Consider the following 13,184-nt stretch of genomic DNA (forward strand, 5'->3'; position numbering starts at 1 on the left):
AGAAAATACTGTTTGAGTATATTCCGCTTTCTGGCTCATTCACTCGCAACGTTCCCGGTGAATATATGGCGGGTCTTGTTAGGCTTCACAAATGGAGGCTTGTCCCGTGGCAAAATGGCTTATGGCTATTGCAGCTTTCTATCTTCACTCTCTGACTTGTTCGGCTGGCCAGGAAGTCGATTATGAAGCCACGCGCGGTATCTCTCCGAAAAGTGAGAAAATCGACAACTTTCTGTTGGAAAAACTACACCCTCTCGTGAGACGGGAAATTATCCCGGGCTTCGTCTACACAATTGTCGAAGGGGGCGAGGTTGCCATCAGTCGGGGTATAGGGTATTCAGACCTGGCCGCCGGAGAACCAATCGATCCCGATTTATCTCTGATGCGAGTAGGCTCCATCACAAAATCCTTTACGGCGCTTGCTATTCATCAGCTTGTTGACGAGGGGAAGATCGACCTTGACGAAGACGCCAATAGCTATTTGAGTTCGGAGTATATACCGGACACTTACGATAAGCCGGTCACTGTTCGCGATCTACTGACACATATGGCTGGCTTCGACGGCAATATATCCGGCGCGTCTGTGACATCAAATGCTGATATTGCCGTCGAGGATGGCTGGATGTCCCGGCAGTTCATTCGACTGCAACCAGCTGGAGAACTGATGGCCTATGACAACACAGCTTATGCTGCACTCGGCCAGATTCTTGTTGACCAGACCGGGAAATCATATCGTCAGGTGTTGGAAGAACGTATATTCAAACCCTTGGGTATGAATAAAACTACTGTCGGAATCCCTGATCCGAGGGCCGAGGAAGCGGCAGGGTGCTATGACAGAGCAAGCGGCGATTTAAAGCCATGCAAACACGAGCTGCTAAAGGAGACGTATCAGGCAGCGGGAGATGCAAGTACGACAGCGACAGACATGAGCAGGTTTCTCCTGGCGCTTCTCAACGAAGGTGAGCTTCTTGGAACCCGTATTATAAGCCGTATACAGTTTGCCAAGTTTCGCACGCCAGCTTTCAAGCTTCACCCCGAAACTGCGGGTATAGGCATGGGCAGTTATGAAACAGGCCCGCCCGGCCACGGCGTCTTTGGCCACTCCGGTGGTATCAGGGGAGGCAGTTCGCTCTATCTGGTGCTTCCGGAGCACAATATCGCAGTCTTTCTGGCAATAAATGCCAGCGTTTCTGACGATTTTGATACAACCCTTTCGGGCCTTCTGTCGATGGCGCTTGCACCATCGACACCGGATAACCTGGATCCCGGAGATCTGGCCACATTCGAGCTACCGGCGGAAATTCCGGCCCTTTTCTATAAAGTCCGACAAGGGCCGGAGACTTTTACTTCATGTCCTCACGATCTTGAGGGAAACTATCAGTATATACGAGCGGCAATGTATTCCAGTATCGCCATTCGTTTGCTTGGGCCCCTCGCCATGTCACCGATCGTGGTCAAGAGGGAAACTGAAGATAGCTGGACTATTGCGGACAAAGGGCCATATGAAGAAGTGGATACCTGCCTGTTCCGTCTTCGCGGCAGATCCTATGCCGATGGAGAAATTGCGACTCTTGTAGGTTTCAACAAAACGGATAGCGGTGTTCTGGTTGGCGGTGGTCACCCTCTGGCGGGATGGAGTAAACTATCCTGGCATGCATCCCCGGTGATATCAGTTCTTCCGTATTTCCTTTCAATTGTGATTCTGGTGTTTTTGGGGGTTGTTTACATGTCTGCCCCAGCGCGCCTGTCGTCGGCTTTCCTGTACGGTGGAATCGGTGCAGTTCTTTTACTCACGGGCTTATTGCTCGAAATGGAATATCATACACCAGTGTACCAATATGGCGGGCAAATAATTCCGCTGCTGCTATGGCGCGCTGTTCTACATGCAGGGCTACTCCTGCTAGTCGTTTCAACTGTCAAGGGCGTGCAGGCATTATTTGGACCCGATGGCAGTGTGCTATACAGGTTTTTCCTGGTGGTGTTGGTTGTATCATCCATGATCGCTCTGACCTTGAGTTTCTATTGGGGACTTGTGGGGAATTTTTCAGGTTAAGATGGTGATTTCTATGGAAAGTACTCGATACTATTGGTGGTGCTGACTACTCCCGGGATTGATGGCCGGGCGACGCTACAGGAGCCTCCCCGGCAAGCTTGGCATTGCGCTCGGCAAGCGCCTGCACAGCATCAAGTTCCTCTTTCAATGCCAGGGATCGCTCTGCGTGCCTGAAGGCGAGTGCCGCATGCGTGCCCGCTGCTTTTTTCAACTCATCATGACCAACTAAAACAAGAGAACCAAACGCCTTTTGCAATCGGATCGCCACCTCGACCGAAGCGGCGCCATCCCGGGCGATTGCATTGAATGCATCATCAAACATGTCATTCAATGAAATTGCCGGTATCGATATACGATCGTATTTGATCGGAACGTCTTCCTCTTCGCTAACCCGCGCCCAGCGCACAAAGAGCCGGACCAGGGTTCCGACTATATCGATCGCAGTACCCGGGTCGTTCACGGCAGGCGACAGAGCACGGCTGCCGATCTCGGAAAGGACTATCAGGCCGAAACGTGGATCCGACTCAAAGGTTCTGTGTTTGCCAATCACAAAGGCTTCGACGATAGTATCCTTGACGCCATCTTTATCGGGGCCACTCTTTGCAGTGATAAATGCCAGTGGACTGCCGGGAGTGACAAACGTGCCAGGAAGTACACAGACGGAGATCCTGCCGTCAACCTGCTCAGCAATATGCTGTAGTTTGGCAATATCAATGTTTTGCACATATCCGACGGTTTCCGGATAGACGGCGTCCCCTTTTTCAGCGGTCATTGCTCTTGCCGCACCCAGGGTCGGCATCTGGGCTCTTGTCTTCAGGGCGGCATCAGTTGCAGATTCCACCTTGTCGATCGTGTTGCCCAGCTGACCGAGCCGCGCTATTCGATCTACCCAACGTACGAAACCGAGAATCACCAGTGTAAAGACAAATATCGTTACAAGAAACAGAACGAACCGGCCGGGTTGCCCGTAGAACCCATTAAGTATTGCGAGCAAAGCGACGATGCTGAAGATGAATGCGCCGATGAAAGTTGACAGCGCATTTTGCGATACGTCGTCACCCACCACCAGAAGAAATGAACGCGGTGTCGCAGATCTGCTTGCGGATGAGTAAGCCGACAACATCGAACCGACCGCGAACACTGCAATGACGAGCATACTGGCCGACATGATTGAAAGTAGCGTTTCCAGCGATTCTGCACTGATGTCTGGAAAGGATTCTGCGAGTTCAACATGCTGGGCCAACTCTGCTACAAACACCGCGAATAAAGACAAGATGCAGCTTATCAATGGTTTCAACCAGAGCCGCTCTTGCAAGCGGGCCAGGTAAAACCTGATCATGGTGCGAGTTTCCATTTCTGACCCTCATTTCATCACGCTGCGCACAGGGTAGGTTAGTCATGCTCCTTGCTGTTATCGGTAAAAACCTGATTACGGCCAGCCTTTTTCGCCCGGTACATTGCGCTATCGGCGCGCACCAGGAGGTCCTTTAAACTGTCCCCCGGAAACCACTCGGTAACACCCAGGCTAACAGTCACAGGGTCCCGCAAGCCATAATCCGTTGCCACTACCCGAGCCCGCAGTCGCTCAGCAAACTCTGTGGCACCACCAAGGTGCGTCCCCGGTATCAGAACCATAAATTCCTCTCCTCCCCAGCGACCCAACTGGTCTCCCTCCCGTAAACAGGGGACCAGGCTGTTGACCAGAGTTTTCAGAATTCGGTCCCCTTCATCATGCCCGTAGCTATCATTCACCTGCTTGAAATGGTCAATGTCAAACAGTACCAGAGAGAAGGCCTGGCCATAGCGTTCGGCATTGGCCAGGGCGACCTGCACCAGATGCTCAATGCGGTAGCGGTTCATTATGCCGGTCAGCGAATCGGTGATTGCCAGCTCGTGCAAGTGGTCATTGGCGCGGGCCAGCGCCTCTCCTTCTGACTCCAGGCGTTCGTTCAAACGCGTCACCTCGTGGGCCGAAGCCAACACTGCCAAGTCATCGCCCAGGTCTCTGGCAGCAGCCAACTCCGCTGGCTGCCACGCCAGGCTTTGCCCTCGCAATTCCTCCCGCCACACGGCAAAAGACTGTCGTGGCGTGAGTCTTAGTTGGTCACCGACGCGCTCGGGTATTTTTCGCGGTTGTCCTGCCCAATCGATGATTTCCACCTGCTCCCGGCGAAAGAAAAGCAGCCAGCCACGAGTCGTGACATCTATTACCAGGGGCATGGCCAACAACCCACAACAGCCACAACTAATATCACCAGACTTGGGATAGCCGGTCTGCGCCAGGCAGGCAGTGGCCCAGGGGTTGAGTTCCCGCCACTGTTCCGCGAGCCAGGTCGACAGATCCAGCAGTTGTGAATCCATCGGGGTACAGCCATGGCGGGAAGTCTGGTCGCGATACACCAATGCCACTCCCCTGGCCCGAAACAACTGCAGCCATTCGGCGGCGTGTTCGGCGAGGATCTGTTCTGGCCCCCGTTCCTGAACTTCGCGCGCCAGCACTGTCCGCTGTTGATGGATTTGTTCCCGATAACGCCCCGCAGCCTCCGCCTTCAACAAAAACAGGCGCTGGGTGGCCACCCTCACCAATGTCACTACACTATCGCGCCCGGACTGCGTCAGTACGTCCGCATTCTGTTTGTGAGAGCTCAAAAGTCCCCAGAGTCCAGTGCTCGAATGGATGGCCACGGACAGTGAACTCGCTATCCCCATGTTGCGCATGTACTGCCGGTGTACCGGGGACACTGCACGTAGGGCGCCAGAACTCAAGTCCACAGGTGTTTCCTGGGACGGCACCAACGGTACTGGGTCCTGGTTGGCATCTGCGATAAAACGTAGCGGGTTGACGTCGTAGAGAGCGCGTACCTGGGGGGAATATCCGTGGCGGGGAAATGGTGGTTCAACAGCGAAGGTAACCGCTCGTTACGACTTTCCACCACCACGCGACCATTCCAGTGTTCGTCAAACCGGTAGATCAGAGTACGATCATGACCAGTGATCACCCTGACCGTCGCTACCAATTCAGTGAGGACATCGGTTTCCGTATGAGTGTTGACCAACTTCTTCAAATGCTCATTGACCAGGGACAACGAGCGGGAATGGGCCACCTGGACAACGGGCTCCAACTCCACTACCACGGAATCACCAGTGCGGAAAGCGGTCACGTGAAAGCGCCGGATTTTACCTTCCCTTTTGCGGCTCGCTACCAACACACAGGGCAACCGGTGACCGTTGGCAAGTTCGTCACGCAAGCGGCGATACGCTGCTCTGCCAAGCAGTGCCCGGGGAGAAGCGGCCAGGCCTTCCCTGACGGAAATACCCAGGAAGTTCTCGATATTGGAGCTCAGCTGTTCAACACAGGTGAGTTCCCGATCAAAGCAGATTAAAACTCCAAAGGGTTGAATGGCGCCGGGGATATGCACAGGTTCACTATCACAGGCTGCGAGAGCCGCCTCTATCTCCACCTCGGAATAGAACGGCTTATCTTTCATGGCTGAAACGTCGCCACTGGTCAAGGTGGGCATGTAATGCAGAAAAAGTCATATTAGCCCCCGCTACAACATGCTTGACGTCATTCTGGTAACTGTATACCAGATCCTGCGCCAGCCAACGACGAAAAGCTGCCCAGGAATTATCTCGCCGGCCGATGTTGAAAAAGCTGGCGCCTGAATTCCGTCCCACACCCAGAGTGTCGCTCAGATGTCTGGCAATTAATCTCCCGCCTTGGGTAGAGCCCTCAATGACATAAAGCACCCCCAACAGACAAGCCGCACTCCCGTCCAGGCAGAATGCTATGGGAGAATGGGTGAAACCGGAGGAGTCGTGGCCCAGCGCCCGGCAATCACTGGCCAGCAAGGGGGCGCGGGCCAGATACCGATAATCCGCTGCTGGATACCGCTCAAGCAGGGCCGCGGTGGCGGGAATCAGCTCCGACTCCAGGGAGTGGTAGAACGCTAGCATGGATTGCAGCAGGTGGCCGTATTCCCTATTGGTCAGCCGACTGGACAGCAGCCTTTTCAGTGCAGGCTGAGCTTCCAATGCCAGGTGCGCAGGCCGGGTTTGCTCACGCAATTGTTGCAGTACTGGAGGATGCATAGAGACTCAATACATGAACCTGCACGTAGACGGAAACACCCAAAAGGTACGGCCATGTGGTTTGAGTGTAACCTACCGGCGGAAACCCGTCTGCAGAAAGTTCAGAGCCGTTCGATGTCACTCACCGCAATGGTGTGCTCCCATTGCGCAGACAATTTTTGTCACAAGTGTGCGCTGCATGAATTGTTATTGATGGCTTCCCGGAGAGAGAAATGGGCAAATTGCAGAAAAGCGGAGGTATCCGGATTGGCGGGATAACAGAGGCACCCTGTCAAGTTCTGCAGTGCCTCCGCTGAGCTCAGTTACTGAACTACCCGGCTAATGGTTCGAGCGGCTCAAAACCCGCATTGTAAGGCTAGATCGCTGAAATGATAATAGAGGTCATTTCCCAGCTGCAAAACGCTTGCGCCGCACTGTCATGCCAGCCAGACCCACAATCACCAACAGGAGAGTAGCCGGCAGCGGTACAGCGTTGACGGCGACATTATCCAGCTGGATCCGGCTTCCCGCGCCCGAGTTATCTTCAGTAAGAGTGAAGCGGATTGTCCCGTTATTCGGCCCCGCGTTCAGGCCAGCAAGCTGCACGATACCGGAGAAATCGAATGTGGTATTGAATGCCACGCTACTGCTGTCCTCGAACACCAGAGTCTCGATCTCGGTACCCGAAGTTGACTCGTAGAGCAGCTCCGCCAGGAAGAAGTCCGGTGTGCTTGGCCTGTTGATCTGCCACTGGTAGTCAAATCCGACAAACAGGCTATTGGTGCCCGCGACAATGTCGAATGATTGCTCAAAAATGGCCACGCCGTCTGGGCCCGGACGTCCCACGTGGGCGGTTCCGGAATCCCAGGTGACCCCGGTCGTTGAAGCCGGGTCAACCGTCCAGCCGGAAAGACCCGCATCGAATCCCCCGTTGACTATCAGACTGGCCTGGGCGGCCGTGGAGACGAAGAGCGTCAAGCCCGCGACAGCGAAAAAACGTACAAAGGTGGATGGCATAACTGCTCCCCGGTCAGATATCTTGACCCGCCGTACATCTACTTGGCCGGCGGAATGCATTCCGGTGCCTACAAGCAATTTTTGGGCCAATAAGTATTATGCTAAATATTTCAATAGGTTGTCTTATAATATTACGCAAGAAAACAGCCTCATTCGTGGCAATTGTAAATAATCCCGACACAGCGGATACGCCCGCCCCTGCCTGTCATGCACGGCGCTTACTAGGCAACAATTTCTGGCCAACCATTCTTCTGGCGTCGCTAGATTAGGCAGAGCTTGCCGCCCTCCGGATCACGCCCATATAGCACCCAACCGGCCTTCCGGAACTGCAGGGCGCCATCAACAGATTGGCCGTTACATTGAGATGCCGTCCCCGTGGACGAAGCTCACTGTCCTACGCCAGCAGGGACACATTGTTTGTGATGGCTATGCCACACCATTTTCCGACTCAGCAGGAAGATCGAAATGCAATACCTCTTCACGCGTTCCCAGCTTGCTATACAGCGCAATAGCTGGCTCATCTTCAGGACCGGTATCAGCCTGAACGAACATCAGATACGCACCGCGGGCCGCTGAAATCATTTCCAGTCTCTGGATCAAAGCCGTCGCTATCCCTCGTCGCCGGTGCGTGGAAAGTTTGCAGGTGGTGAATGTCTATAGGCATGGATGATTCCTGTGCTGTAAATGCTGAAGGCTGTGACTGGCGATCAATCCGCCGCAGCAAAATGCGCGAGCTGGTCTGCATGAGCCTTCTTGAATGAGGTGCGCTCAGTGATCCGCGTTACATAGGACTCTGTGCCCGGTCGATCTCCCAACGAGCGAACCTTCGGTATGCGAAGGACATCAGCCATTAGTAGATCTGCGGCAGTAAAGCGGTCGGCCGCCAACCATTCCCGCTCCTGCAGGATGTCCTCCAGGTGATCGAGGCGGCTTTCCAACCAGCCGCCAAGATGATTCTCCTTTGCTCCAGTCATTTCCAGGAACCACCAGGGAACCGTAACCATCTCCATCGAGTTGAGAGCAGCGATAATCCACTGTAAGGTTTTAGCTTCCCCGACGGAATCACGCGGCATCAGTTTTTCACTTTTCCGGGCGAGATGCAGCAGCCCCGCGCCACTTTCGAATATTTCAAGCTCACCATCGCACAGGAAAGGGACCTGGCCAAACGGTTGACGCGCCAAATGGTCTTGCCCGCGGTCGCTGAAAGGAACCGTTCGCACGGAATAGGCAAGCCCCGCTTCCTCACACGCCCACCTCAGTCGCAGATCCCGCACAAATCCGCGGGGCCTTCGGGCACCCAGTCATATGTCCAAATTGTCAGTTCACTCATGTGTTCAAATCGCCATGCTCGGCCACCCCAATACATCCGGTTGTTCAGGACCAACTTGCAGCCGCGGAAGGTCTGGGATCATGGGCGCGGAGCGTCCCTGGATTCACCCTGCTAGCTGCTCTTGCTCTCAACGTGCTTCTTGAAATTATTCAGGATGCCGAGCCAGCCTTGCCTTTGCTGCTCCGCCGAATTCTCATCTTCAGCTTCGAACGTTTCGATGACCCTAACGCCGTCCTGTATTTCTATAAATCGCACCTCAACTTTACGTTCATCTCCAAGCCTGTAGTGAATCGATTTGCAAGGGCTTACCTCAGTAAACTCTCCCTCGAAATCGAAACCCACTGAACCATCCCTGGCTTCCATCCGGTAGTTGAAGCTGCCACCCACCTGAAGATCCAACTCTGCTTTCGGGCAACACCATTCATCGATGGCAAAGTTCCAACACCTGATATCCTCAGGTGTCACCCAGGCATTCCAAACTCTGTTCAACGGCGCGTTTACTTCAGTTTCAATTGAAATTTTCATATGCACTCCTGACATGGACACTACAAATCAATCATGGCCCCTGATCATGGCCGCAATAACCTGTCGAACAGGACAAATGAAAATCGACAACATCGTGCTGCCCGGCACCCATAACGATTGACCCCTGAGGTCGCATTACGGGACGACTGGAACGAAATGGAAGCTGTTCCTGCCTGCTTGCGAGCGACGTGAATGCTTTTGCAGCGTCATTTTAAGGCTTGGGCGCGGCGGCTCAACCCGGGCACTTCGCGAAAGACCCCGTACTGTAGCAGCGCGAAGCCGATCAGCCAGGCCGTGAATGCGGCCACATGGCCCCTTCCCAACAGCTGCGCGCGACCTGTCCTTGCGTGTTACCTGTTGATCCAACTCAAGCACCATTTAAACCCGTTAGCAACTTTTCAAGCTGATCAATAGTTGGGAACTTCCTTTGGGCATATCCGAGCATCCAAGTGGTCCACGATCAAGCACTGCTACAACGTAAACCCCCCATCTACAACAATACATTCGCCATTGGTATAACTGGCCGCATCGGAGACCAGATACAGCACGGTGCCGGCCATTTCCTCCGGTTCGGCGTGGCGCTTCATCGGAATCTTGTCCATTGCCAGTTGGTAGATATCGTCATTGGCAAACAGCGCGCCGGCGAAGCGGGTTTTGGTGAGGCCTGGCAACAGCGCATTGCAGCGGATACCGAACTGGGCGCACTCCTTGGCGAATACCTTGGTCATGCTCACTACCGCCGCCTTCGTGATTGAATAGATGCCCTGCATATCACCGGGCTGCAGCGCGTTGATGGAGGCGGTATTGACGATGTTGCCGGAGCCCTGCTCACGCATGATCTTGCCGGCTTCCACCGACATATAGAAGTAGCCGCGAATATTTACATCGACGGTTTTCTGGAAGGCGGCCAGATCGGTGTCCAGCACATGGCCGAAGTAGGGATTCGCCGCGGCGTTGTTGACGCAGATGTCGAGCCGGCCCGAGTCGCTGCGGATATGGGCAAACAGGCTCTGGATGTCGTCCAGGTTGCCCACGTGGCAGGCAAAGGCTTCCGCGCTGCCGCCATTGGCGCGAATGGATTCCGCGACCGCGGTGCAATCCTCGAGTTTGCGGCTGGAAACAATAACGTGGGCGCCCTGCTCCGCCAGCAGGCGGGCAATGGCCTCGCCGATGCCGCGGCTGGCGCCGCTGACCAGTGCAACCCGGCCGCTCAGGTCAAATAACTGTGTCGCCATGCTACAGCTCTCCTCGTTGTGGACTGGCTTGGTTTATCCCGGTCGAGTGGGGTTGCCTGCCGGCCACGGCGAAAGCCTGGCGGGGTACCTCAGTCACCCTGCCAGCGCGCCACCTTGCCGCTGTCGATGCCGAACAGGTCCAGTACCCGGCCGACGCTGTGGGTCACCATCGCATCGAGCGACTCTGGACGGGCATAAAAGGCTGGCACCGGCGGCGCCACTATTGCCCCCATTTCCGACAATTGGGTCAGGGTGCGCAGGTGGCCGGTGTGCAACGGGGTTTCCCGCACCATCAATACCAGCCGGCGACGCTCCTTGAGCACCACATCCGCCGCCCGGGTCAATAGCGAGGACGTGACTCCAGTGGCGATTTCCGACATGGTGCGCACTGAACAGGGTGCGATCAGCATGCCGGCAGTCACAAACGAACCACTGGAAATGCTGGCGCCGACATTCTTGATCGCATGCACCTGCACCGCCAGTTCATGGACCGCGGCCAGCGGCATGTCCAGCTCGTAGTGCAGCGTCAGCTCCGCCGATTTGCTCATCACCAGATGCGTCTCGACACCGCAGTCACGCAGCAGCTGCAGGGCCCGGATCCCATAGATGATACCCGAGGCACCGCTGATACCCACGATGATTGGCTGTGTCATATCGTACCTGTCGCTGGCGAGAATTCCGCACTGTACCAGCACCTTCGGCAGATTTCACTTGTCGTGGGGACACAGCCGACCGGGCTGCAGCAAGCTGCAGCCGATGCTCAGATATATACTCTGCCACTGACCACCCAGCCCATTTGCCGCTACGGCTGGCGCGGCTCAGAACATGTAGCGCAGGCCCGCTTCCACCGAACGTCCCGCTTCTGGCGCAACGTCACGGAGGAAGGACGTGCTGAGCCGGATTTCCTCGTCGGACAGATTGTGCATGGCCAGAAACAGCACCAGCTCGCTGTCACCGACCCCAAGGCGGTAGTCCGCTCCCAGGTCCCAGCGGGTGTATCCCCTGGTAGACTCCTCGTTAAGGCCGGGGCGAGTTTGCGCGCCGGCATCGACCACCCGGGTCCACAATTCCAGCGACTCATCCGACCAGCTCAGGCGGCCACCGAGCCGCCGCGGTGGCAGCCGCGGCACATCTTCGCCGCTGTCCAGCTCGCCACGGATGATATCGCCAAACAGCCCCAGGCGCAGCTCCCCTCCGGCTACGGTGGCCAGTTGAAACTCGCTGCTCAGCTCAACGCCGTAGAACTTTGCGTCTTCCTGCGCATAGGCCAGCACCGGCTGCTCATCCATTTCCAGGCCGGTGTTCATCAGCGTGATGTAATCCACGAAATCGTTGTAGAACAGCGTCACTTCCAGGCTGTGGTTCGCATCGTGCCAGTGCAGGGCGAGGTCCATGTTGCGCGACACCTCGGTATCCAGGCCGGGGGCGCCGAGTTCGATGGCCCCGGTGGCGGCATGCGCGATCCAGTCCTCGGGACCGTTGGCATCGACATTGGAAAACAGTTCTTCGATCGCCGGTGCGCGTTCGGCCCGCGCCAGCGACAGCCTCGCCTGCCAGGCGGGATTGAAATTCCACAAAGCGGAACCCGATACACTGACGGAGGTAAACGATTCGTCGCCAGTGCTGTTAGCGTCGGGATCGCGTTCATCCCGGTCCAGGCGCAAGCCGGCCTCGAAGATCCAGTCGCCGCGGCGATAGTCCTCGACCACAAACAGACCCACATCCCGGCTGTCTGTGCGTGGAATAAAGGCTTCCTCGCCCAGTGCACTGAACTCTCCCCGTCTGGCCTGTAGCCCGATCGCGCCGTTGAATCCAGCCAGCTCCGCATGCACCAGCTCGAGCCGAGTTTCCCAGGTCTCATTGCTGTACAGCGTACCGGTCTCGCCGCTGCCCTCGATCTCCGCGTGCTCGTAGTCGGTATAACTCAGTGCCCCGCGCAGCTGGTCAAAACCAGGCAGCGGCCGGGCCAGTTCCAGTGCCATATCGTAGCGGGTCTGCTTTAGGTCGATGCGGATACCCCCTTCCTCCGCCTCATCGTCGTGTTCCTCCTCCTCGTGCTCATCTTCATGTTCGTCTTCGTCATGGTGCTCGTGAGCCCCCGCTGGAATACCGTACTCACTCTCCAGCCGGCTCACCGCCAGGCCGACGAAGCCGCGGTCGAAATGATAGCTGCTGCCCAGTGTCAGATTGCGGGTACGGCCACCAGTATTGCCAATGAAACCGTCCGTGCTTTCCTCTTCCCCGGCGTGATCGTCCTCGTCCTCGTGGTCATCGTCTTCGTGCTCGTCATGGTCGTCGTGAGCACGCGCCGCCAGACCCGGTATCTCGAGGTTATTCCAGTCGCGGTAGAGACCGTCGACGTGAAATACCAGGTCGCCACTGCCCGCGTCCGCGCGCAGTATCGCCGTGTCCATGTCAGAGGCGGCGTCGTGACGATATTCCGCTCCACCGGTGGCACCGTCCAGTCGCTGCCGGGGGATGCGGTTGTCGATCACATTGACCACCCCGCCAATCGCACCGGCACCGTACAACAACGTCGCCGGGCCGCGCAGTACCTCGATGCTGTCAGCCAACAACGCCTCCACCGAGACCGCGTGGTCGGCGCTGACACTGGCCGCGTCGGCGCTGCGCAGGCCGTTTTGCAGCACTGTGACGCGTGGCCCCTGCTGGCCGCGGATCACCGGCTGGCCGACACCCGGTCCGAAGGAGGCATTGGCGATACCAGGGGTATCGCCCAGAGTCTTGCCGATAGTGGCCCCTGCCTGCTGGCGCAGGTCGGCACCGGAGAGAATGGTCACCGGCAGCGCAGTCTCTGCTTCCTGTTTTTGTAGCGGTGCCGAAACCAGCACATGTTCGATCGGCAGCGCCTGCGCTGCCGCATTCACACTGGCCACAGCCAGTGCGAGAGGCATTAAACGTTTCATGGTTTACTCCTGAGCTAAGGGGAAAGTGT

General features: G+C 56.4%; 11 protein-coding genes and 1 pseudogene. 1 reads left to right on the plus strand and 11 read right to left on the minus strand.

The window, feature by feature from the left end; all coding sequences use genetic code 11:
- The first annotated feature begins 106 nt into the window (after nt 1-106).
- Complete coding sequence (locus G3T16_RS08575; RefSeq protein ID WP_163494687.1) at nt 107-2,053, plus strand: serine hydrolase domain-containing protein; 1,947 nt, start codon at nt 107-109, stop codon at nt 2,051-2,053.
- A gap of 46 nt (nt 2,054-2,099) precedes the next feature.
- Here G3T16_RS08575 and G3T16_RS08580 read toward each other — a convergent pair whose 3' ends face one another.
- The 11 genes and pseudogenes from G3T16_RS08580 to G3T16_RS08630 form a co-directional block, all read right to left on the minus strand.
- Complete coding sequence (locus G3T16_RS08580; protein WP_232059317.1) at nt 2,100-3,392, minus strand: DUF2254 domain-containing protein; 1,293 nt, start codon at nt 3,390-3,392, stop codon at nt 2,100-2,102.
- A 53-nt stretch (nt 3,393-3,445) separates the two neighbouring features.
- Nucleotides 3,446-4,702 (minus strand): GGDEF domain-containing protein, encoded by a 1,257-nt coding sequence (locus tag G3T16_RS08585; RefSeq protein ID WP_232059318.1) that lies wholly within the window; start codon nt 4,700-4,702, stop codon nt 3,446-3,448.
- 113 nt (nt 4,703-4,815) lie between these two features.
- Nucleotides 4,816-5,541, minus strand: coding sequence for a phytochrome family protein (locus G3T16_RS08590; RefSeq protein ID WP_163494690.1), 726 nt, complete (start codon nt 5,539-5,541; stop codon nt 4,816-4,818).
- Nucleotides 5,531-6,145 (minus strand): biliverdin-producing heme oxygenase, encoded by a 615-nt coding sequence (locus tag G3T16_RS08595; protein WP_163494691.1) that lies wholly within the window; start codon nt 6,143-6,145, stop codon nt 5,531-5,533. Before G3T16_RS08595 ends, G3T16_RS08590 begins: the two co-directional genes overlap by 11 nt.
- Nucleotides 6,146-6,526: 381 nt before the next feature.
- Entirely contained in the window at nt 6,527-7,141 is a 615-nt protein-coding gene (locus G3T16_RS08600) for a PEP-CTERM sorting domain-containing protein (protein ID WP_163494692.1), read from the minus strand.
- 426 nt (nt 7,142-7,567) lie between these two features.
- Nucleotides 7,568-7,768, minus strand: a pseudogene (locus G3T16_RS08605) (GNAT family N-acetyltransferase); the annotation flags it as partial.
- Nucleotides 7,769-7,848: 80 nt separating this feature from the next.
- Entirely contained in the window at nt 7,849-8,415 is a 567-nt protein-coding gene (locus G3T16_RS08610; protein WP_197911970.1) for a glutathione S-transferase family protein, read from the minus strand.
- Nucleotides 8,416-8,582: 167 nt separating this feature from the next.
- Nucleotides 8,583-8,996 (minus strand): SRPBCC family protein, encoded by a 414-nt coding sequence (locus tag G3T16_RS08615; RefSeq protein ID WP_163494693.1) that lies wholly within the window; start codon nt 8,994-8,996, stop codon nt 8,583-8,585.
- A 470-nt stretch (nt 8,997-9,466) separates the two neighbouring features.
- Nucleotides 9,467-10,231, minus strand: coding sequence for an SDR family oxidoreductase (locus G3T16_RS08620; RefSeq protein WP_163494694.1), 765 nt, complete (start codon nt 10,229-10,231; stop codon nt 9,467-9,469).
- Between the two features lie 89 nt (nt 10,232-10,320).
- Nucleotides 10,321-10,884, minus strand: coding sequence for a UbiX family flavin prenyltransferase (locus G3T16_RS08625; RefSeq protein WP_163494695.1), 564 nt, complete (start codon nt 10,882-10,884; stop codon nt 10,321-10,323).
- A gap of 165 nt (nt 10,885-11,049) precedes the next feature.
- A complete protein-coding gene (locus G3T16_RS08630; RefSeq protein ID WP_163494696.1) occupies nt 11,050-13,155 on the minus strand; it encodes a TonB-dependent receptor in 2,106 nt (701 codons plus the stop codon).
- Between the last annotated feature and the right edge of the window lie 29 nt (nt 13,156-13,184).

It is taken from the genome of Kineobactrum salinum (assembly GCF_010669285.1).
Classification (GTDB): Bacteria; Pseudomonadota; Gammaproteobacteria; order Pseudomonadales; family Halieaceae; genus Kineobactrum; species Kineobactrum salinum.

Coding starts and splice junctions, on each gene's coding strand:
- G3T16_RS08580 (WP_232059317.1), bottom strand. CDS start 3,392: ATGATCAGGTTTTACCTGGCCCGCTTGCAAGAGCGGCTCTGGTTGAAA.
- G3T16_RS08590 (WP_163494690.1), bottom strand. CDS start 5,541: ATGAAAGATAAGCCGTTCTATTCCGAGGTGGAGATAGAGGCGGCTCTC.
- G3T16_RS08595 (WP_163494691.1), bottom strand. CDS start 6,145: ATGCATCCTCCAGTACTGCAACAATTGCGTGAGCAAACCCGGCCTGCG.
- G3T16_RS08600 (WP_163494692.1), bottom strand. CDS start 7,141: ATGCCATCCACCTTTGTACGTTTTTTCGCTGTCGCGGGCTTGACGCTC.
- G3T16_RS08615 (WP_163494693.1), bottom strand. CDS start 8,996: ATGAAAATTTCAATTGAAACTGAAGTAAACGCGCCGTTGAACAGAGTT.
- G3T16_RS08620 (WP_163494694.1), bottom strand. CDS start 10,231: ATGGCGACACAGTTATTTGACCTGAGCGGCCGGGTTGCACTGGTCAGC.
- G3T16_RS08625 (WP_163494695.1), bottom strand. CDS start 10,884: ATGACACAGCCAATCATCGTGGGTATCAGCGGTGCCTCGGGTATCATC.
- G3T16_RS08630 (WP_163494696.1), bottom strand. CDS start 13,155: ATGAAACGTTTAATGCCTCTCGCACTGGCTGTGGCCAGTGTGAATGCG.